At 61.7% G+C, this 21,175-nt stretch carries 20 protein-coding genes; 13 read left to right on the forward strand and 7 right to left on the reverse strand.

Annotation, left to right across the window (positions count from 1 at the left end):
- The first annotated feature begins 70 nt into the window (after positions 1 to 70).
- The 11 genes from BW995_RS08430 to BW995_RS08480 all read left to right on the forward strand — a co-directional run bounded on the left by BW995_RS08430 (position 71) and on the right by BW995_RS08480 (position 11,994).
- Positions 71 to 1,075 (forward strand): hypothetical protein, encoded by a 1,005-nt coding sequence (locus BW995_RS08430; protein WP_076399769.1) that lies wholly within the window; start codon positions 71 to 73, stop codon positions 1,073 to 1,075.
- Between the two features lie 132 nt (positions 1,076 to 1,207).
- A complete protein-coding gene (locus BW995_RS08435) occupies positions 1,208 to 3,067 on the forward strand; it encodes a methanol/ethanol family PQQ-dependent dehydrogenase (RefSeq protein ID WP_076399770.1) in 1,860 nt (619 codons plus the stop codon).
- Between the two features lie 91 nt (positions 3,068 to 3,158).
- Positions 3,159 to 3,737: a pentapeptide repeat-containing protein gene (locus tag BW995_RS08440; RefSeq protein ID WP_076399771.1), complete on the forward strand. Its 579-nt coding sequence runs from the start codon at positions 3,159 to 3,161 to the stop codon at positions 3,735 to 3,737.
- A gap of 86 nt (positions 3,738 to 3,823) precedes the next feature.
- Positions 3,824 to 5,242 (forward strand): sensor histidine kinase, encoded by a 1,419-nt coding sequence (locus BW995_RS08445; RefSeq protein ID WP_076399772.1) that lies wholly within the window; start codon positions 3,824 to 3,826, stop codon positions 5,240 to 5,242.
- Positions 5,239 to 5,904 carry a response regulator transcription factor gene (locus tag BW995_RS08450; RefSeq protein ID WP_076399773.1) on the forward strand — a complete coding sequence of 222 codons (666 nt, stop codon included), beginning with the start codon at positions 5,239 to 5,241 and terminating at the stop codon, positions 5,902 to 5,904. The genes BW995_RS08445 and BW995_RS08450 overlap by 4 nt, the downstream gene beginning before the upstream one ends.
- A 122-nt stretch (positions 5,905 to 6,026) precedes the next feature.
- Positions 6,027 to 7,082, forward strand: coding sequence for a hemin-degrading factor (locus BW995_RS08455; RefSeq protein ID WP_076399774.1), 1,056 nt, complete (start codon positions 6,027 to 6,029; stop codon positions 7,080 to 7,082).
- Positions 7,083 to 7,117: 35 nt separating this feature from the next.
- Positions 7,118 to 7,987: a heme/hemin ABC transporter substrate-binding protein gene (locus BW995_RS08460; protein ID WP_084194687.1), complete on the forward strand. Its 870-nt coding sequence runs from the start codon at positions 7,118 to 7,120 to the stop codon at positions 7,985 to 7,987.
- A gap of 30 nt (positions 7,988 to 8,017) precedes the next feature.
- Positions 8,018 to 9,064, forward strand: a complete 1,047-nt coding sequence (locus tag BW995_RS08465) for a FecCD family ABC transporter permease (protein WP_076399775.1) — start codon at positions 8,018 to 8,020, stop codon at positions 9,062 to 9,064.
- On the forward strand, positions 9,028 to 9,843 hold the full coding sequence (locus tag BW995_RS08470; protein WP_076399776.1) for a heme ABC transporter ATP-binding protein: 816 nt from the start codon (positions 9,028 to 9,030) through the stop codon (positions 9,841 to 9,843). Before BW995_RS08465 ends, BW995_RS08470 begins: the two co-directional genes overlap by 37 nt.
- Before the next feature lie 101 nt (positions 9,844 to 9,944).
- Positions 9,945 to 10,613 carry a response regulator transcription factor gene (locus BW995_RS08475; RefSeq protein ID WP_076399777.1) on the forward strand — a complete coding sequence of 223 codons (669 nt, stop codon included), beginning with the start codon at positions 9,945 to 9,947 and terminating at the stop codon, positions 10,611 to 10,613.
- Positions 10,600 to 11,994 (forward strand): sensor histidine kinase, encoded by a 1,395-nt coding sequence (locus BW995_RS08480; protein WP_076399778.1) that lies wholly within the window; start codon positions 10,600 to 10,602, stop codon positions 11,992 to 11,994. Before BW995_RS08475 ends, BW995_RS08480 begins: the two co-directional genes overlap by 14 nt.
- A 121-nt stretch (positions 11,995 to 12,115) precedes the next feature.
- Here the strand turns inward: BW995_RS08480 and BW995_RS08485 are convergent, their stop codons facing one another.
- From BW995_RS08485 to BW995_RS08515, 7 genes are all read right to left on the reverse strand, one after another.
- A complete protein-coding gene (locus BW995_RS08485; protein WP_217696062.1) occupies positions 12,116 to 13,555 on the reverse strand; it encodes an efflux transporter outer membrane subunit in 1,440 nt (479 codons plus the stop codon).
- Between the two features lie 60 nt (positions 13,556 to 13,615).
- The gene (locus BW995_RS08490; RefSeq protein ID WP_076399780.1) at positions 13,616 to 14,545 is read right to left on the reverse strand and encodes an efflux RND transporter periplasmic adaptor subunit; all 930 of its coding nucleotides are present in this window, start codon (positions 14,543 to 14,545) and stop codon (positions 13,616 to 13,618) included.
- On the reverse strand, positions 14,538 to 14,771 hold the full coding sequence (locus tag BW995_RS21350; RefSeq protein WP_407656306.1) for a DUF1656 domain-containing protein: 234 nt from the start codon (positions 14,769 to 14,771) through the stop codon (positions 14,538 to 14,540). Before BW995_RS21350 ends, BW995_RS08490 begins: the two co-directional genes overlap by 8 nt.
- The gene (locus BW995_RS08500) at positions 14,722 to 16,860 is read right to left on the reverse strand and encodes an FUSC family protein (protein WP_217696063.1); all 2,139 of its coding nucleotides are present in this window, start codon (positions 16,858 to 16,860) and stop codon (positions 14,722 to 14,724) included. The genes BW995_RS21350 and BW995_RS08500 overlap by 50 nt, the downstream gene beginning before the upstream one ends.
- A gap of 113 nt (positions 16,861 to 16,973) precedes the next feature.
- Positions 16,974 to 17,912, reverse strand: a complete 939-nt coding sequence (locus BW995_RS08505; RefSeq protein ID WP_084194690.1) for a LysR family transcriptional regulator — start codon at positions 17,910 to 17,912, stop codon at positions 16,974 to 16,976.
- Positions 17,913 to 18,345: 433 nt separating this feature from the next.
- A complete protein-coding gene (locus tag BW995_RS08510; protein ID WP_076399782.1) occupies positions 18,346 to 18,774 on the reverse strand; it encodes a MaoC family dehydratase in 429 nt (142 codons plus the stop codon).
- 143 nt (positions 18,775 to 18,917) lie between these two features.
- Positions 18,918 to 19,496 carry a YqaA family protein gene (locus BW995_RS08515; protein ID WP_076399783.1) on the reverse strand — a complete coding sequence of 193 codons (579 nt, stop codon included), beginning with the start codon at positions 19,494 to 19,496 and terminating at the stop codon, positions 18,918 to 18,920.
- 224 nt (positions 19,497 to 19,720) lie between these two features.
- Here BW995_RS08515 and BW995_RS08520 point away from each other — a divergent pair, with 224 nt between their 5' ends.
- Together BW995_RS08520 and BW995_RS08525 are read left to right on the forward strand one after the other, a co-directional pair.
- Positions 19,721 to 20,806: a M23 family metallopeptidase gene (locus BW995_RS08520; protein ID WP_084194691.1), complete on the forward strand. Its 1,086-nt coding sequence runs from the start codon at positions 19,721 to 19,723 to the stop codon at positions 20,804 to 20,806.
- A gap of 21 nt (positions 20,807 to 20,827) precedes the next feature.
- Positions 20,828 to 21,115 carry a hypothetical protein gene (locus BW995_RS08525; RefSeq protein WP_076399784.1) on the forward strand — a complete coding sequence of 96 codons (288 nt, stop codon included), beginning with the start codon at positions 20,828 to 20,830 and terminating at the stop codon, positions 21,113 to 21,115.
- Positions 21,116 to 21,175 lie beyond the last annotated feature (60 nt).

A 21,175-nucleotide genomic window follows, 5' to 3' on the forward strand; every position in this document is an offset into this window, starting at 1 on the left:
CAGGTACAACGGTCTTTGAACGACGTGATCAAATGACGCCGCAACAGATGGGCATTGGACCAGTCAGGGTATGACAGACAGCCGCACGGATCCTTCGGTAGTCTTTCTTCAGCGCTTGCTGACCTCCATCCGCATGGGGCATCGGCTTGACGACCCGCGCAATGTCGATGTTTTGCAGCGCTGGGTTGCCATCTGCAAGGGCCTGCCCGACAACGCCTTGCTGTCGATCATTCCCCAGACGCTGCGTGGCCTGCTGCGGCAGGCTGACCATGTCGCCCAGTTGACCGGGCCGTGTGGCATTTCACCCGGCCATCCGATGCAGCATGAGTCGATTGCGCCTTATGTGATCAGCTATCGCCGCTATCAGATTTCCCGTGGCGAAGACCCGAAGGACGAACAGGCGCGGCGGGCCATCGAAGGCTTGCGGGCCGAGCTGCGATCCTTGCGCGAACAGTTTAACGTGGTCTTTGACCAGTTGGCCGGGCTGGAGCAGGAGCGCGAACGCCTGTCGGCAGAAAACGACAGCCTGCAACAGCAGGTGCTGGCCGAGCGTCTGCGTGGTGATGATGCCGAGCGCCGTTTGCGGCTGGCGCGGGAAAAGGCCTTCCGCCTGTTCCGCCTGTACCTGTTCATGCTGAAGGAAGAGCGCACCCGCCTGTCGAACGACCCCAGCCGTGAACGGCTGTTGACTGCTGAAATCGCCGTCGAGACCCACGCCGCCACGCTGGAGGCGCTGGGAAGCGAGGCCGAAGCCGATCAGCAGGCGCGCGACATTCTGGGCGAGGCCCTGTTTGTTGAATATTTCCACGGGTCAGGTCCGGCAACGATTGATGCCGCCGAACCCGGCGTGCGCAGCCCGTCGGCAGAAACCCGCCAGCAGGCCGAAGAGCCCCCCAGTTACCCACCACAACAGGCTCCGCACATGGCTCCACCGCCACGCTTTCGCCCGGTGACGCCGCCGCCCGGCGTGGCGGTCCAGACAACGGGTGCCCCGGCTGCTGCTCAACCAGCCCCCCAACCGGCTTCAGCAGGGACGGTGCATATGTTGCGACCGCGCCAGCCGGGCGGGTATTAGGGCAGCCCCCCATTCAACTAAAGTCCTAGCTGTTTCTAAGAGACCTATCAGAGAGGTCTCAGGATTTTCTCAGACGTTGCCCCGCATAGTCGGCCCACAACAACAACCGGCCACATGCCCAAGGAAACGTCGATGAAAACACTGCTCAATCCTGCGTTTCGCCCCCTCAGGACCCGGCTTGCCGCCGCGGTTGCCACCCTTGCCCTGACGGCGGCCTGCTCGGCCACGGCGCTGGCGAAGGACGTGACCTGGGACGACATTGTCAAAGACGACCAGACGCCGGAAAACGTTCTGATGTACGGGATGGGGGTCAAGGCCCAGCGGTTCAGCCCGCTGACCCAGATCAGCGACAAGACGGTGAAAAAACTGGTTCCGGCGTGGTCGTTCTCGTTCGGGGATGAACGTCAGCGCGGGCAGGAAACGCAGGCGTTGATCCATGACGGGGTGATTTACGTCACCGCCTCGTACTCGCGCATGTTTGCCCTTGATGCCCGTACCGGCAAGCGGCTGTGGGACTATCAGGCCCGCCTGCCCGAAGACATTCGCCCCTGCTGTGACGTGGTCAACCGTGGCCCGGCGATTTATGGCAACAAGGTCTATTTCGGCCTGCTGGATGCGTCGATCGTGGCGCTGAACAAGGATACCGGCAAGGTCGAATGGAAGGTCAAGTTCGACGATCACAAGTCGGGCTATACCATGACCGGTGCGCCGACGATCATCAAGGATCAGAAGACCGGCCGGATGATGCTGATCCACGGCACTTCGGGCGACGAGTTCGGGGTGGTGGGCAAGCTGTATGCCCGCGACCCGGACACCGGCGAAGAAATCTGGATGCGCCCGATGGTCGAAGGCCACATGGGCCGCCTGAACGGCAAGGACAGCACCATCACCGGTGATGCCAAGGCCCCGTCGTGGCCGCGCACCCCGGACGGGCAACTGGTCGAAGCGTGGAATCACGGCGGTGGTGCTCCGTGGCAAAGCTCGTCGTTCGATGTCGCCAGCAACACCATCGTCATCGGGGCAGGCAACCCGGCACCGTGGAACGGCTGGGCCCGCACGCCGGGCGACAGCCTGTTTACCTCCGGTCAGGCCTATGTTGATCCGACCACCGGTGAACTGGTCGGGTTCTATCAGCACACCCCGAACGACACCTGGGACTTTTCGGGCAACAACGAAATCATCCTGTTCGACTACAAGGACGCCAGCGGCAAGACGGTCAAGGCCGGGGCACACGCCGACCGCAACGGCTTCTTCTATGTCACCGATACCGCCAAACTGGCCGAGCGCGGCAAGGACCCCAACAAGCCCAACGCCCTGCTGAATGCCTTCCCGTTTGTCGATGGGATCACCTGGGCCAAGGGCATTGACCTGAAGACCGGCCGCCCGATCGAAGTCGCCGGTCAGCGTCCGCCGCCGCCGCCGGAAGGTCAGGACAAGGGCCCGGCTGTCCGGGTGTCGCCGCCGTTCCTTGGCGGCAAGAACTGGAACCCGATGTCCTACAGCCCGGAAACCGGCCTGTTCTACATCCCGGCCAACCACTGGGCGGAAGATTACTGGTCCGAACGCCCGGTCTACAAAAAGGGCGCGGCCTATCTGGGGATGGGCTTTGGCATCAAGCGGCTGTTTGATGACCATGTGGGCATCCTGCGCGCCATGGACCCGGCGACCGGGAAAGTGGTGTGGGAGCACAAGGAAACCATGCCGCTGTGGGCCGGGACGCTGGCCACCGCCGGGAATCTGGTGTTCACCGGCACCAGCGACGGTTTTGTGAAGGCCTTTAACGCCAAAAGCGGCAAGGAAGAATGGTCGTTCCAGACCGGGTCCGGCGTGGTGTCCCAGCCGATCACCTGGGAAATGGACGGCAAGCAGTATGTGGGCATCGCCTCGGGCTATGGCGGCGCGGTGCCTCTGTGGGGTGGCGACATGGCGGAATTGACCCGTCGTGTCACACAAGGCGGCTCGTTCTGGGTCTTCCGGTTGATGGAAGACTGATCGACCCCGGCGCTTCTCCCTCCCCAGGCCCCAGCCGCAGCCTGATCCGCTGCGGCTGGGTGAGCGTTTTCCCGTTACAGGAGCCCCTTTCATGACCCGTCTTTTTACAACAGCCCTGTTGCTGCTGGGGCTTGCTGCGGCCTCCCATGCGGCGCAGGCCGAAGAGGATCCGCCGCGCGAGATCAACGGCTGTGTGCTGGCGCCCAAATCGTCCTGCCCCGGTGTTGATCTGCGCCATGCCGACCTGTCGGGCCGGGACCTCAGCGGCATGGACTTGCGCGGGGCGAAACTGGCGCGCGCCGATCTGCGACTGGTCAACCTGCGCGGAGCCAATCTCGACGGCGCCGACTTGCAGGCAGCCCGACTGCAAAAGGCTTTTCTGCAAGGGGTATCGATGGTGGGTGCCGACCTGCGCGGGGCCGATCTGGAATTCGCCCGCATCAGCGGCGCCGACCTGCGCAACGCCAACCTGAACGCCAGCAACATGGAAATGGTGCGCGCCGACAAGAGCAACTTTACCGGTGCCACCTTTATCAGCACCGACCTGCAGGAAGCCAAGCTGTCGCAGACCAACCTGTCCAACGCGCTGTTCGAAGGCACGGTGATCCGTTACGCCATCTTTCAGGACGCGGTGATGGACGGTTGCATCGGCTGCCCGACCGACTGGTAAACCCCTTTACACCCAAAGTCGTATAGGGTCTTTCCTTCTGCCTGCCTATCCTGTCGCACTGCACCCTCCCCGACAGGAGTCAGGTCATGAGGCGAGACATCATCCGACGGTTTCAGGCTGCCAGCGCCGTGATCGGGCTGGTGGCCTTTACCGCTGCGGTGGGGCTTGCCAGTTGGGCCGCACTGGATCACGCCGCCTATCTGCTGCAACGGGCCAGCTATTCCCAGCGCCAACTGGAGCTGTTCGGCCATCTGGCTTCGCGTCTGAACCGGGCGGTGGCCGACCACATCCGCGCCCTGGCCCTTGAGCATCCCTCGAACGTTGCCGACTGGCAGCGGGATCTGGAACAGCAGCTTGACGCCCTGACCGCCGTCACCTCCGCCGAGGTGGCGCTGGTGGCCGACAATCGCGACGAAGAAAACAGCGAGCGGGACGAGCTGGCCGAAATCGCCCGCTGGCGCGAGGATATTCGCGCCCTTGCGCTGGCGGCCAGTTCCTCACCGGCCTCTTCACCGCAGGCCGCCTTGCAGGAGTTCGAGCAACAGGCCCGTCACCCCTATGCCGACAGTCTCGCCACCCGTTTACAACAGGCGGCTGATGACGAGCACGGGGAAATTGACGAGGTTCACCGCCAGATGGACACCACCCGCCACCATCTGGTGCTGCTGGGGATCGGCGGCGTGCTGGCCCATACGGTGGCGGCCACCGCCGTCGCCCGACTGGTGATCCGCCGCCGCGAGCATCTGGAAGCCGAAGTGGCCCGCCGCACTGCCTCGCTGCAACAGGCCAACGATGAACTGCAACGGGTGGATGATTGCCGCAAGCGGTTCTTTGCCGACGTCAGCCACGAATTGCGCACCCCGCTGACCACCATTCAGGGCGAAGCCGAAGTGATGCTGACCATCGGCGGCGTGGAAGACAGCGGCTATCGTGCCGCTCTGGCGGCCATTCAGGCCAACGCCGGCAGCCTGCACCGCCGCATTGACGATCTGCTGGCGGTGGCGCGATCAGGCGATGGCCAGATCGCCCTTGAATGCCAGCCGCTGGACCTGTGCAGCCTGACCAGCACCGCGCTGTCGGACGTCAACGGGCTGGCGCGCGCCAATGATGTCCGTCTGACCAGCACCCTGCCGCCGCGTCCGGTGTGGGTGATGGGCGATGCCAGTTGGCTGAAACAGGCGCTGCTGACCCTGATCGACAACGCGGTGAAGTTCTCGCGCCCCGGACAGGACGTGATCCTGTCGGTTGTGCCGCAGGGCGAGCGGGTGAGCGTCGCCATCACCGACCACGGCGAAGGCATTGCCCAGGCTGACTTACCCCGCCTGTTCGACCGCTTTTTCCAGGCTCCTGCCGGACGCCAGCGCGGCGGCAGCGGGCTGGGTCTGGCGGTAGCCCGCTGGATTGTCGAACAGCACGGCGGCTCGATTGCCATCACCAGCGCCCCGCAGGCTGGCACCACCGTTACCTTTTTCCTCCCCGTCCCGGCACCGGAGGCCATCGCATGAACCTGTTGCTGATCGAAGACGACACCGGCATTGCCCGCTTTCTGCAACGCGGCCTGAGTGCCGCCGGGCATCAGGTTGACTGGGTGGCCCGAGGCGGCGATGCCCTCGAACAGATGGCCCATCGCAGCTATGACACCCTGATCCTTGATCTGGGCCTGCCCGATGTGGACGGGCTGGATGTTTGCCGCCTGATGCGCCAGCAGGGCAGCGGCGTGCCGATCCTGATCCTGTCGGCCCGCGATACGCCCCAGCAACGGGTGGACGGGCTGGATGCGGGCGGTGACGATTACCTGACCAAGCCCTTTCACTTTCAGGAACTGCTGGCCCGCCTGCGCGCCCTGCACCGGCGCGGCGGCGGAGACTCGCTGTGCTGTGGGGCGCTCAGCCTTGATCTGGCCGCCCATCAGGCCGCCTTGCAGGGGGTTCCGCTGGCGCTCAGTGCCCGTGAATTCGCCCTGCTGGCCTTTCTGGTTCGCCAGCAGAACCGGGCGGTCAGTCGTACCGCTGTTCTGAATGAGGTCTGGGGCCTGAATGCCGAGGTGACGGAAAACACCGTTGATGTCTATGTCGGTTATCTGCGGCGCAAACTGACTGGCCCGAATGCCCCGCGGATCGAAACCATCCGGGGCGTGGGATTCCGTCTGGAACACCGTCTGTCGTAACCCGGCCCGCCGGAGATACTCTGAAGCAATCTTAATGGAGGCTGCCTTGAGACTAGTTGCAATCGACTCTTACTATCATCACCAGACGTCTCCCCCCTTATCCCTGTATTCAAGGAGCCAGCATGTCTCTTTCTTCGTCGCTCGCCCCCCTGTGGGCCGACATCGCCGCCGGTACCGCTCAGGGTTATGCCCGTGATCTGGCCGCCGACGCCGGGGCCACCGAAGCGCAACTGGTTGCCGCCGGCATCGGCAACGGCGCAACCCGCCTCGATATCGACTGGATCAGCGCCCTGCCGCGCCTCGAAGATCTGGGTGAAGTGAAAATCATCACCCGCAACGATGCCATCGTCCATGAAAAGGTCGGCTCGTTCGGCAAGATGAGCATCATGCAAAGCACCGGCCTGGTGCTGAACGGCATGGTCGATCTGCGCATCTTCTTTGCCCACTGGCAGCACACCTTTGTGGTCACCACCACCAGCAGCCGCGGCCCGCGCACCGGCATCCAGATTTTTGACCTGTACGGCAACGCCGTCCACAAGATCTATCGCACCGCCAACACCAACGGCGACGCGTGGGACGCCTTTATCCGTGACTTCACCGCCGCCGATCAAAGCCCCGAACTGGCTGTGCTGGCCCCGGCACAGGCTCCGCTGCTGCGCGCTGATGCCGATGTTGATGTCGATGGCCTGCGTGCCCGCTGGGCGGCGCTGAAGGATGTGCATCACTTCCACGACATGCTGAAAGACAGCGGTGTCAGCCGCATTCAGGCGATGCGGCTGGTCGGCGAGCCGTGGGCGCGCGAAGTCACCAGCGATGCCCTTGACCTGCTGTTGCCGCAGGCCGCTGACAGCGCCCTGCCGATCATGATTTTTGTCGGCAACCCCGGTTGCATCCAGATTCACACCGGCCCGGTCAGCAAGATTGTCGATCACAAGGGCTGGATCAACATCATGGACCCGTCGTTCACCCTGCACGCCAAGCGGTCGGACATCACCAGCGCCTGGGTGGTCCGCAAGCCGATGCATGGCACCACCATCACCACTGTCGAGCTGTACGACCGTCAGGGTGAGAACTGTGCCATCCTGTGCGCCCAGCGCGACCCCAGCGCGTCGGAACGACCGGAATGGACGGCGCTGGCCTCCAGCCTGCCGTCCCCAAAAACGGCTGCTGCCGCCTGATCTCCCGGCCCAGATAAAAATAACGAGTCCGTCGCATGACCTTTGTCCCGATGACCCGCCGCACCCTGCTGTCCCTGACCCTGACCGGTGCGGCTTCCCTGTTCACGCTGCCCCGTCGGGGGCAGGCGGCGGCCCACCCCCGGCGGGTGATCAGCATTGGTGCCCCTGTCACCGAAATCGTTTATGCCCTCGGTGGCGGGGCGCAGGTGGTGGCGGTTGATACCACCAGCCGCTATCCGCAACAGGTCGATGGCCTGCCGCATGTGGGCTATATGCGGACGCTGGCAGCAGAAGGGCTGCTGTCATTGTCGCCTGACCTGATTCTGGCGCAGGACGGCAGCGGCCCGGCCACCGTTCTGGACCAGATGGCCGCCGCCGGGGTGACGGTGACACTGGTCCCCGAAGTGCCCACCCTGCCGGGGTTGCTCGACAAGGTGCAACTCATTGCCCGCTCTCTCGGCTTGCAGGACGCCGGTCAGCGGCTTGGCGAGCAGTTGCGTCAGCAACTGACCCCGCTGGAACAGCAGGCCAGCACCTCCCACGGCCTGCGCGGGCAATCGGTTCTGTGTCTGGTCCATGCCGGACAGGGCGGGCCGATGGCCGCTGGCGGCGGGACGGTGGCCGATACCCTGATCCATCTGGCAGGCGGTATCAATGCCCTGCGCGACGTGCAGGATTACCGCGCCCTGTCCGCCGAAGCCGCCCTGGCGATGGCTCCGGCAGTGCTGGTGGTCAGTGCCTCGTCCGTGCAGCAGGCCGGGGGGCTTGAGGCCCTGCTGGCCCTGCCGCAGATCGCCCGGACCCCTGCGGCACAACAACGGCGGGTGGCGGTGGTCGAAGGCTCGCTGTTGCTCGGGCTGGGGCCACGGACGCCGCAAGCGGTGCAGATGATCGCCACCGCCTGACCTGTCGCTTTGCCTGCAAAGGACCGCGCCATGGCGCATGAGACGTTGCTGACCCGCCGCCTGCCGTTATCGTCCTGTCTGGGGGCGGGGATGGTGGTGTTGTGCCTGACCGCGCTGCTGGCCACCGCCAGTGGCGCGGTCACCATTGCTCCCGCCGGAATTCTGTCGCAGCTGGGCGACTGGCTGTTCGGCATCGGTGAACCGTTACCCGAGCGGGATCGCTTTATCCTGTGGAGCCTGCGCCTGCCGCGCATTGCGCTGGCGGTGCTGGTCGGGTCCTCGCTGGCTCTGGCCGGAACCGCCTTGCAGGGGCTGTTCAGAAATCCGCTGGCCGATCCGGGATTGATCGGGGTGTCCAGCGGGGCTGCACTGGCGGCGGCGGCGGTGATCGTGCTGGCCGGTGACCTGTTGCGCCTGTCGATTGCCTTGCCGCTGGCCGCCTTTGCCGGGGGCTTGCTGGCGACGGTGTGCGTGTTCCTGCTGTCCCGCCGTCAGGGCATTTTGTCGGTCGGCACCATGTTGCTGGCCGGGATTGCCATCAACGCTCTCGCCGGGGCCGGGATTGGCCTGTTCAGCTATCTGGGGAACGACCTGCAGCTGCGGCAACTGACCTTCTGGACCCTCGGCAGTCTGGGCAGTGCCAGTTGGGAGACCGTGCTGCCTGCGGGCGGGCTGATGGTCATTGCCTGTGTCGCCCTGCTGTCGCAGGCCCGCAAGCTGGACGTGTTTGTGCTGGGGGAACGCGATGCCTTTGCGCTGGGCATTTCACCCACCGCCCTCAGTATCCGGGTGATCGTGCTGTGTGCGCTGGCGGTGGGGGCGGCGGTGGCTGTCTCTGGCTTGATCGGCTTTCTGGGGCTGGTGGTGCCGCATATCGTCCGCATGGTTCTGGGGCCGTCGCATCAGCGGGTGATGACCGCCAGCATGGTGCTGGGGGCCATCGTGCTGGTGGTGGCCGACAGTCTGGCCCGCACCATTGCCCTGCCTGCCGAAGTGCCGATTGGCCTGTTGCTCAGCCTGATCGGTGCGCCGTTCTTCTTGTGGCTGTTACGCCGCACCCCAACCAGTGGAGTGTAAGGGCCATGCTGACCACCACCTCGCTTGTCCTGCGCATTGGTCAGCGGGACATCCTGCGCGATGCCTCGCTGACCTTCCGTCCCGGCGAAATGACCGCCATCCTCGGCCCCAACGGTGCTGGCAAATCGACCCTGCTGGCGGTTCTGTCGGGGGAAAAGCCCCCGGCCAGCGGGCAGGTTCTGCTGGACGGGCAACCGCTGTCGCACTGGCGACCCGCCGCGCTGGCCCGTCGGCGGGCGGTGATGCTGCAACACTCCCCGCTCGGTTTTGCCTTTACTGTCGAGGAAGTGGTTGGTCTCGGCCAGAGCCACCTGCCGCACCCGCGCCCGGCAGACATCGCCCGCTGTCTGGAACAGGCCGATGCCGCTGCCCTGCGTGGTCGCCTGTATCCAACCCTGTCCGGTGGCGAGAAGCAGCGGGTCCAGTTTGCCCGTGCGCTGGCGCAACTGGCCCCTCATCATGGCCCGGAAGCCCCGATCCTGCTGCTGGACGAGCCGACCGCCAGCCTTGATCCCGGTCATCAGCATCTTTTGTTGAATGCCGCCCGCGACTGGACCCGCCAGCATCAGGCGATCACCATCGCTGTCCTGCACGATATCAATCTGGCCTCGTGGTATTGCGACCGCGCCATTTTGCTGCATCAAAACGGAGTCGCCTGGCAGGAGTCACTGGACGGGATACCGACCTCACTTCTTAAGGATGCATACGGGATTTTTTTCCACCGCTTTCCCTCCCCTCATTCTGCCAGATCGTCGTTTTTGCCCTGTCCGGCGACCTGATCGGCCTTGCGACAAATTAATGATATTGATAATCACTATCATCAACGCTTCCCAGAACGGGAGTCTCTGACAGCCGGACGTCATACGAAAGGACAGTAAACATGCGGGTGCTGGTGGTCGAAGACGATGAACGGGTCCGCCATTGGCTTGGCTGCAAATTGCGCGCCTGCGGGCATGCCTGTCGCCTGGTAGAAACCGGCGAGTGCGCCTTGCAGACCATTGAAGACGAAGCCTTTGACGTGGTGGTTCTCGACCGGATGCTGCCGCAGATGAGTGGCCTTGACGTTCTGAACCAGTTGCATGGCAAGCCGCATCCGCCGGTGATGATCCTGTCTGCCGTCGATGGCCCGGAAGAGCGGGTGGACGGTTTGCGCGCCGGGGCCGAAGACTACCTCGGCAAGCCGTTCCATTTTTCGGAACTGCTGGTGCGGCTGGAAATCCTCGCCAAGCGCAACCGGCGCGCCAGCCCGGCCGACAGTCTGCTGTGTGTGGCAGACCTGTGCCTTGACCCCCGCACCCGCTCCGTCACCCGTGCCGGACAGCAGATTGACCTGACCGACAAGGAATACCGTTTGCTGCATCTGTTGTTGCAGCACAAGGGCCAGACCGTCACCCGCAGCATGTTGTTGGAAAAAATCTGGGGCTATACCTTTGATCCGCAAACCAACCTGATCGACGTCCACATGTCGAAGCTGCGCACCAAGATCGACAAGGACTATGATCGCCCGCTGCTGCGCACCATCCGGGCGGTGGGCTATGCCCTTGGGTAATACGGTTCGCGCCCTGCTGGGCACCAGCAGCTTTCGTCAGACCGGGCTGATCGTGCTGGCTTTCCTGCTGGTGGCGCTGGCTTCGGTGCTGCTCAGTCGCTATCTGATCGAACATCTGTTGCGGGCCCACGTTACCGAAATCATCCTCAGCGACATCAAGACCAAGGTGCAGACGACCAATCTGGAGCGTGTCGACAAGGTGTTGCAGTTGTTGCGCCACCGCGAGCATTTTGACCCGCGCAAGGAACGGGAATCCTTTCTGGTTGATGCCAGCGGCCTGCTGCTGGTCGGGGATGAACAGCTTTATTCTGCCCTGAAACCGCAACTGCCACCGTGCTCTGCCAGCGATTGTCCATCGCCGCCGCTGTCGCTGCACACCAACACTGCTGATCTGCTGGGAATGCGGGTGCGATTGCAGGATGGTGGGCAGTACATCAGTGCCTATGACATCCGCCCGATGCTGGACAAGGTGCGGATGATCCCGCTGGCCGCCGGGTCGGCCCTGTTTGCTGTTCTGCTGGCCGCCTTGCTGATTGGCCTGCGCTTCAGCAGTCTGACCTTGCGGCGGGTCGATGCCATCAACCGCGCGCTGGCCCGCTATTCCGGCGGCTGCCGCGATGCCCGTGTTCCGACCGGACCGCAGCACGACGAATTCGCCCGGCTGGGCAGCGAGGTCAATCACGCCCTTGACCGCATCGACCGGCTGGTGGAGGAGGTCCGCAGCACCTCGGGCCACATCGCCCACGAGCTGCGCACGCCCCTGACCCGTCTGCAAACCCGGCTGGTCTCGCTGGCTGACCAAACCACGGGTGGCGTCCATGACGAACTGCTGTCGGCGGTCGAGGAGGTCGGGCGCATTTACCAGCTATCCCGCGCCATCCTGCGGCTGGGAGAAATCGAAACCGGCCGCTGCCAGCATCATGCCACCGCGCTGGATGCCGGTCGGTTGTTGCAGGAGGTCGCCGACTATTACCAGCCACTGGCCGAACAGCAACAGTGCGTGTTGCGGGTCGATGCCCCCGCGTCCTGTCTGCTGTACGGCGATCAGGCTCTGCTGTTTCAGGCCCTGTCCAACCTGCTGGACAATGCGCTGAAATATGCCCCCGGCCAGCCCATCGAGCTGGTGGCCCGCCGCGATGGCGGCAACACCCTGATCGGCGTGCGCGACCATGGTCCCGGCATTGCCCCGACCGAGCGGGCGGTGGCCCTGCAACGCTTCCGTCGCCTGAACAATGCTCACGACCGCCCCGGCGACGGGCTGGGGTTGCCGCTGGTCAAGGCGGTGGCTGAACTGCATCGGGGGGGGCTGGTGTTTACCCTCCCTGACAGCGAGCCTGTCGCCGGTCTGACCGTGCTGTTGCGGCTGCGCGGGGCGGCATAGAGAACACGGGTCCGTTTTTGTGCGCAATCCCATGCCACACCACGGGACGCACCAATTGAGGAACAAGAGCAGGCTGCCGGTGTCTCCTCCGCAACGATGCCCCTTTTTTACGGACATGCAATCATTGAGACGCTGACATCTGGAAGTCGCCGGATTGATCGCCCTCCTGATTCTGAGGAGCATCCTGCCAGCCCGCGCCAAGGGACTTGTAAAGGGCAATGAGACCGCGAGTTTCTTCCAATCGACTAAGAGCAAGCTCATCACGCGCCTGATTGAGCGTGCGTTGGGCGAGGAGCACTGGCAAGTATGCAGATAATCCCCGTTCATAGAGCCTGGTCGAATGCTCCAGAGCTTGTTGACTGGTGATCACCGCCCTGTTCAGTGAAATCTGGCGTTGGCGTTCACGCGTCCATACCGTCAAGGCGTCCTCCACATCACGAAGGGCGAGCCGCACATCTCGTTCGTATACCAGTCTTGCTGCATCAGCGTTAGCCTGTGCCGCAGCGACTTGCGCATCTACACGTCCTCCATCATAGAGCGATTGACCGCCCTGCATAGCAGCCGACCATGCCAGGCTGGCAGCGGAAAAGAGGTGCTGAATGGCATTGGCCGTGGTACCTATGCCCAACGGGATACGAAACCTGGGAAAGCGTTCCGCTTCAGCAACACCGATCCGGGCGCTGGCTGCGGCAAGGCGTCGTTCGTCCGCCCGCAGATCCGGGCGTTGGCGAATCACGTCAGAAGGCATGGAAAGCGGCAAGTCTCCACGCATCGGCACCATCGGCGATACCTTGCCCAAGGCATCGTGCCAATCTCCCGGGAAGCCACCTGCCAGAACGCCAATGGTATGGCTGAGACGGGCAATATCCGCTTCCATCACCAACGGTTTCGCTTCAGCCGCTTCACGTTCGGCACGTGCCTGCAAAACATCAGCCAGGGAACCCAAACCGCTCCTGTGTGTCTGTTCGCTCAGTCGTTCTGCATCACCGAGCACGCGAATGTTGTCGTGTGCGATACCCAGACGGGTCTGAGCAGCACGCAGCTCGGCATAGCTGGAAACCAGCTCGGCAATCAGGCTCACTTGCAACGCCCGATGATCCTCGGCAAGCGCCTCCATACCCGCGTCGTCGGCTTCAAGTGCCCGACGCGTACCGCCAAACAGATCCAGTTCCCAACTGGCATCAAACCCCAGATGCCAGGTGTGGGACTTCCCACCGGATTGGGACGTTAGTGCCTTGCTGCTGTGCAGAGTTTCCCCTGTACCATCTGCTGAAATCATGGGGCCGGAAGAAGAAGCGGTTTGCACGCGCTCCGCACGTGCCTGTCGCAACCGCGCCAGAGCGATCTCAAGATCCTGATTTTGCATCAAGGTCTGCTCGACCAGGCGATCAAGCATTGGGTCATGGAATGATTGCCACCATGTACGAAGACCGTCCTGGTCTCCGTTGCTGATGCTTTCTTCGCCCTCAATCCAGTGTGCAGGAACCTGCACCTCTGGTCGTTGATAGTCGGGCCCTGCTGTCGTACAGCCCGGCAATCCGACCAGGAGTGAGACCATCATGAGGACGCGGCCATACCGCGGCCGGGTATGATTCGGCAATGCGTGCATGTCTCTCCTCCCTTATATCCAGCGCTGCAGTAGTGAGAGGAGCCAGCCCTGTGGCCGTGGCTCATCTCCCGGTGTCGTCACCGTGATACTGCCCGTCATGCCTGCCACCAGCACGATGTCATGCGGAAGCTGCTCGAACGCCACACGCACCGGAATACGCTGCGCCAGCCGAACCCAGGCAAAGCTCGGCTCCACACTTGGCAAGCCTTGGGAATCGGTCTGCTGGTTGGCATCGGCGATACCCCGCCCGATGTTGACGACCCGGCCAGGAATGATCTTGTCAAACGCCATCAAGCGGATCTGTGCAGCTGCACCAGACTGGATGCCATGCAATTTTGTTTCCTCGAAATAACCAGTAATCCAGAAACTGTTTGCGTCAACCAGGGCGACATTGGGCTGCCCAATTGCGGCATAATCTCCTTTGCTCAATCGCAGGCGGGTGACATAGCCAGACACAGGGGCGCGCAATACGGTACGGGTCAGGTCAAGTTTGGCCTTGTCCACATCAAGCTGCGCACTGCGCTGTTCAGCCTGTGCCGTCGCTACTGCCCGGTTCGCGCGGTGAATTTCTTCGGCAGGCACCAGATTTTCCATGCCCTGACGTCGCTTTGCATCCTCGACTTTCTGGGACAACGAAGCCGAGGCTGCTGCCAGTCGTGCTTCAGCCTGGGCCAATGCCAGGGTGAAGCTGGCAGGATCGATGCGATAGAGGATCTCACCCTGCGTCACGTACTGACCGTCTGATACCGCCACGTCGACCACGCTGCCGGACACCTCTGGTGCCATACGGACAATCTGCGCGCTCACGCGGCCATCACGCGTCCAGGGGGCCAGGACATAGGCATGCCACAGCGCACTTGCAAGCGATCCGGCGGCACTCACGACAATGAGTGTCAGCCCCACCCGAAGGACGGGTTTTATCGAGAGTGAAATTTTAGGCATGGAGGACCAACATCGAGACGAGACAGATAGAAATGGCGAATTCGAACAGGCCGGGGTGCCAAACCCACCGTAATACGCCGCTATGCGCGATCATGAAGCGAATGCCTGCGTAAATCGGCAGAGTGAAACACGCATATACAAGTAATGGTGGCAGATAGATGCCGACCAACGAGAATTCACTGATCATTTGTGTGGCCTCCAGATCGTTTCGAGAAGTAATCAGCATTGCTTTCCAAAAGCCCGGCAATATCAAGAAATACAGTCATTAAGTGTTCTTTATCCGCCGTCGTGGCCCCATTTCTGGTGGGAGTTTGCGACAAATACTGTGCAGCACGGCGAGCATGCCTTGCAGCCAGACGAGGTTGGTTTGCGCGCAGACTCATTTTGCGGAAAGCCTCAGCAAGAACACGATGCACGTCAGAGTCTGCGGGAGTCCGCCGCAACCATGTGTGCACGCGCAGGACTTCCCGGCCCAGATGAATACTGGCCAACGCGCTGGATATGGCCTGATCCATCGCTTGAGGTTGAGTCTTGAGCAAGGCGCCAAGCTGCGCTGTACGATGCTGTTGGCGCCATCGCCACACGCTTGCCCTCATCGGTGCTTTCCTGAAGGTAGCAAGAGCCTCGTCCCGGATCGTCTGGCTCAACCGTGCCACGTCACGTGACACGTTGCGCGGCAGGATAATTTTGAACCCGAGCAGCGTGAAAAACGTCGCCAGTATCCAGGCCGCCGAACTGTTGGAGAAGGACACAAAATCGTAGCGCATCGGATTGTCCGGGGCGGCCAATGAGGTGAATGCAACGAGATAGGCAACACTGGCCAGGGCATACCGAGGCATCGTCGTGGCGTAAATTGCCGGCAACCAGAACAGACCGAGGACCAGCAACAGCAATGGCAGTCCAGAGACATGTGGCAGCACAACAAAAGAACAGAGAAAGGCCATGATAACGGCAATGACCGTTCCCTTGATGAATTCAACGGCGCCGAGCACAGGATTGGGGGCGGTAGACAACAGCGCAGAGGCAGCGGCCAGGCCGGCCAGCATCATGGCCCCATACGACCATCCGGTTGCCATCCAGAACGCGCCGCCAAAGACGACGGTCATGGACGCTCGCAGCCCGTTCTGAACTGCGGCGGACGCATCACGATGAAACGGTACGGAAACTTGCGGTCCTCCCGGTCGGGGATGATGAAAGCGTTCGATGCCCTTTAACGCTTCCATGTAATCGTCAAGCTGTTCAATCAGGCGGTCACCCGCAATCATCACTGCAGAGTGCTCCAGAGCATCGTCAGGCGATGTCGCAGAAAGCATCTCCATCAGCCGGACGCGCAAACCGGATACTGCCTGAACAGCCTGCGCCAATGCATCGTGATCCGATCCTTTGGCCAATGCCAGACTGGCTTCCTGTAACGCCTGTTCCCAGGCTGGCTGCAGAGACTTCAGTACACGGAGGCTTGCCCTGTTCTCCCCCATGACAGGCGTCCCGCCAACCAATGCGGAAAACAACGACACCATCGTCTGCCGTACGGCACCGGCACGTCGGGCGATGTCAGCGGACTCGGCTTTCCCTGCCGCCAACAAATCGTCCAGCCCATACACTTCGGTAATGAGGTTGCGCCTGTCGATATCAAGAGGTTTGCCGCCAGCCACCGAATCGCCGTGAATAGCCTGGTGGTGTGTCGAGAGAATGCCTGCGGTTGTCGCTGCCAGTCGGTTAAGCTGCATCGTCAGACGGCTATGGACACTGCGAGTGCTGAAGAGAGCCGACACCACCGCCAGACACACCACCCCGACCAGCACGGAGGCACCGCGTCCCATAACTTGATCGAACGTGCGTTCTGGATGTTGCATGGCACCATAGGCGGCCAATCCCACAGTGTATCCGGCAAGAGTTGCGCCATAGGCCCTGAAATGGCGCAAGAGCGTCATCCCCGCCACACAGATACCCAGCCACAAGCCAAATCCCAGCAGAAACAGCCAGGGCATCTGCCCAAAAGCACTCATCAAAACAAAAGCCGCCAACATGCCGGTCAGGGTTCCCAGTACCCGCCAGATTCCTTTGCCGATTACGGCACCCTGTACCGGACTGATGACCAGCAGCACGCTGGAGGCTGCCGAATACGGTGCGTGCAGGTCCAGTGCATAAGCAACAGCAAGCGCTAGCCAGGCCGCAAGAATGGACCGCACGACATGGGTCATGCGTGGTGTTGTCAGGTCGAGATATGACAGTCCATGCGCAAACCATCCCCGGTATTGGGAAAAGCGGTAGGAAAAGACCCCTGGGGATGTTGCAGGCACGTTCGTAGAACGCACGATAGCCCCCTCCTGCAGTGATTGACAGGCATCACTGTAGGCACATCCAATCATTCCAAAAAGTGAATTTGTTGCACTTCAATAAGTGCGTCAGACGCACGTATTGACATGCGCTATTTCATGGTGTTTGTGGCTCTGAGTATCTGTGCCTCATCCGTGCTGCAGAGAGCATGGATCGTATTGCGCAACCATTGATGAGCCGGATCGCCATCCAGACGCGGGTGCCAGGCCTGCGTCAGGAGCACTGTTTCAAGAGGAGTCGGAAGCTCAAACAGACGAATGCCCAAACCCGCAGCAAGGGCACTTCTGGCAAGATGCCTGGGCAACGGCAACAGCAAGTCTGAGTCCTGTAACGCAAACAAGGCCGTATAGGGATTGGGCACTACCAGGGCGACATGCCGGCGCAGCCCGTGCGCCTCCAGGGCAGCATCGATCGGCCCGACCGCCTTTCCGCGCCGCGACACGTTGATGTGCTCCCAGCGAGTGAGGCGTTCAGGTGTGATCTCATCATCAAAAACAGGGTGATGCGCCCGGGCAACACCCACGAACGTTGTGGTGAACAGAGATTGCACGCGAATTTCCGGCCCAAGCTTACGTGACGCGCTGATAAACAGGTCAATGCGGCCATTGCGCAGCGCCTCCTCGTCAACGTCATCTTCCTCTGGCGAGAAACGCAACATGGCGCGTGGCATTTCTGTGGCCATGGCTGCCAACAGATGCCCCAAATGGATGCTCACGAATTCATCGGTGGCCCGGACATTAAAACGTCTGTCCAGCGACGTCAGGTCGATTGGGGTACCGGTTTCAAAAACCTGTGTCGCACGCTCGACTACCATGCGCACCTGCTCGCGCAGTGCAAGTGCCTTGGGGGTAGGCATGAGCTTGCGGCCAACCTGGACAAACACCGGATCACCAAGCGCGTCCCGGATGCGACTCAAGGTACGGCTCATCGCTGGGGGACTGAGATTCATCCGACGCGCAGCGCCAATAACGCTCCCTTCATCCAGCAACGCATCCAGTGCCAGTAACAAGTTGAGATCGGGGCGCACCATGCTGCTCCTCAAATCATTAACCAAAACGCAATCGTATTTCAGGTGAATTGTTTCATAAAGCATTAACAGGCAAATATGCTGTCCCTCATAGTACAGGACAGTTATGCAAGGCGTGCAGGCTGCCGCCTGAATCACCTAGAGCATTGTGCGAAAAGTGGGAACCGGTTTTTTTCTTTTATAATCAAAGAAATGGGGTCTGGGGCCTTAAGGCCCCAGCGAGGTGTGGAGCTGCGCTCCACGCCCTTGTTCCCCAATTGTCGTGTTACCGCGTTAACAGCAAGGGCTTTTGTTTAGAGCGTTTTCACACCGAGCGAAAACGCTCTCCCCTTTTAGGGCCGCATTTTCCGAGCCGTTGACCGTAGACAGTCAACTTGAAAATGCTTTAGTCCCAGTGGTTTTGCGCAAAACCGGAACCACTGTTCCGCTGCCGTTCTCAGCCCTTCGACGGCACCATCAGGGTGGCTTCGCCATCGACCACCGCCTTGTCACCGACATAGCAGGTGGTGCGGAAGGTGATGAACTTCTTTTCGTCCACCTTGGCGGTGCATTCGACCTTGGCAATCACGGTGTCGCCAATGCGCACCGGCGCCTTGAACTTCAGCGACTGGCCGACATAAATGCAGCCGGGCCCCGGCAACTTGGTGCCAAACACCGCCGAAATCAGACCAGCCGACAGCATGCCATGGGCGATACGGCCCTTGAACATGGTGGTTTCAGCGTATTCCTGATTCAGATGCACCGGGTTGGTGTCCCCCGACACGCCGGAAAACATCAGGATGTCTGCTTCGGTGACGGTCTTGCCAAAGGTGGCGGTCTGACCAACGGCGATGTCTTCGTAGAAATTCACCACCGGGTTTTCCATCTGGCTCATGCAAAGGCTCCCAAAGATCCCAAAGGGCTGACAGGACCAGACGGCACCACCGGGGGTGAGCGGCTGGTTTCGCGCTGCAGTATAGGGGCGAGCGGGGAGCCCCTGCAAGAGACAGGGTTATGAAGATGGTTGCCTTACAGGAACTTCAGCACCGCCACCCCGGCAATCCCCAGAACGACAAGCCCCGTCATCACCAGTTTCAGGCGGGTTTCGACGAACACCCGGATCGGCGGGCCGAACTTCCACAGCAGGACCGCAATCAGCATGAAGCGCATCCCGCGTGCGATGACGCTGGCAAACGAGAACTTCAGCAGGTCGAAATGGAACGCCCCGGCGGTGATGGTGATCAGCTTGTAGGGGATCGGGGTGGCTCCCTTGACGATGATCACCCACACCCCGTATTCATCGACCAGCGGACGCAGGGCCTCGAATTTGCTTTCAAGGTGCAGCATCCCCAGAATCGCCATTCCCACGCTGTCCATCAGGTAGTACCCGATGGCATAGCCCAGAAAGCCGCCGATCACCGATGACAGGGTGCAGATCATCGCAATCCGGAACCAGCGCGTTGGCGCGGCCAGAATCAGCGGGATCAGCATCACGTCGGGGGGAATGGGAAAAAACGAGCTTTCAATAAAGGAAATAAAGGCCAGCCACCAGATTGCATGCCGGTGAGCGGCTTTTTCCATCATCCAGTCATAGGTTTTGCGCAGCATGGGGGCCCTGTTGTGTCTGGAACGGTGCCCGCACCATCACCACGGTCTGTGCGGGGGCACTGTAAAATGACCTCCGATGTAACAGTCAGCAACCGGAACGGCAATGTGCAAGCGCACAAAAAGAGCGGTCAGCATTGCCAGGAAAAAGATGCTGGGGGTCCGTGGCGGGTTTATACTTGTGACAGAAAAGGGGCCGCATCATCCTTGCAAAGGGATCGCAGATCATGTTCCGTCTCACCCGATATCACTGGCGGTACGCGCTGTTGATGGTTCTGGTCGCCAGCGCGGTTTCGCCGGTTGATGCCGCTGATCCTGCGGTGTCTTCTGCGCAGCTGTATCCTGTGGCGTTCACCAGCACCTCTCAGCCCAAGGCCCCTGTCCTGCGCCTGCCGCTGGCCTGCGTGCTGGCCGAAGGCGGGTGTGTGCTGGCACGAACCACCGATCATGATCCGGCGCCCGCTGTTGATCAGGATTATCGTTGTGGCCCGCGGGCCAGCAATGACCATGACGGAACCGACATCGCCGTGCGCGACATGAGCGTTGCCGCCCGCACTGCCGTTCTGGCGGCGGCGGCAGGCACCGTCAAGGCAACCCGCGACGGCATGAATGATCTGGGAACCCGCCGCCAGCCTGTCGAAGCCCTCCAGGGGCAGGACTGTGGCAATGGGGTGGTGATTGATCATGGCAATGGCTGGGAAACGCAATATTGCCACCTGCGTCAGGACAGCCTGCGTGTCCGCACTGGCGAAAAGGTCAAAGCCGGGCAACCGCTGGGGCTGGTTGGCATGTCGGGCGAGTCGGAATTTCCCCACCTGCATTTCGTTGTGCGCTATCAGGGCCGCTCGATGGATCCATTCAGTGGGACCGACGGCCAGACCGCTTGCAGCACCACCGCGGCCCCGCTGTGGAATGCCGAGGCACTGGCGGCTCTGCCCTATCAGCCGAGCGGATTTTATCATGCCGGGATCGCCAGCAGTCGCCCGGACCTGACCGCCGCCCGTGACGGTGACTATCGTCAGATGCCGACAGCAGATGCTCCGGCTTTGGTGCTGTGGGCGGAAATTCTCGCCCCCCGCAAGGACGATCAGGTCCATTTCGGGATCACCGCGCCGGATGGCGCTACCGTGCTGGACCAGTATGTGACGCTGGAAAAAGATCAGGCCCAGTGGTTTGGCTTTGCCGGGGCCCGCCCGGCCGGAGATCACTGGCCCAGCGGTTCCTATCGCGCTGCCGTATCCCTGACGCAGGCAAAAGATGGTACGGTGCAAACCCTTGATGTTCCGCTGGTGATCGCGCCAGCCAAACCGTAACGCAACTCTGGATTCCTGCCCATGAACAGCCTGAAACTGTCGGTTCTGTCCCTCGCCGTGCTGGTTGGCCTTGGTGCCTGTGCGGCCAAACCCGACTGGACCCGCAAAGGCGCTTCGGATGCCGAAATTGAAAAGGACTGGAACGAATGCCGCCGTCTGGCTGACCAGCAGACCGGCGTTCGTTGGGATGACAGCCGCAGCGGCTCGTCGTCCGGTCTTGCCGAATATGACCGCCGCCAGACCGCCAGCCGCAACAAGGCCATTGTGGACGCCTGCATGCGGGGCCGGGGATATTTCCCCATCCGTTAACGCATTGGCAGAAGGCTGGTGGGGGTTGCAATCTTATCACTGATAAGATACCACGGAGGA

This window comes from Insolitispirillum peregrinum (genome assembly GCF_900156605.1).
Classification (GTDB): domain Bacteria; phylum Pseudomonadota; class Alphaproteobacteria; order Rhodospirillales; family Rhodospirillaceae; genus Insolitispirillum; species Insolitispirillum peregrinum.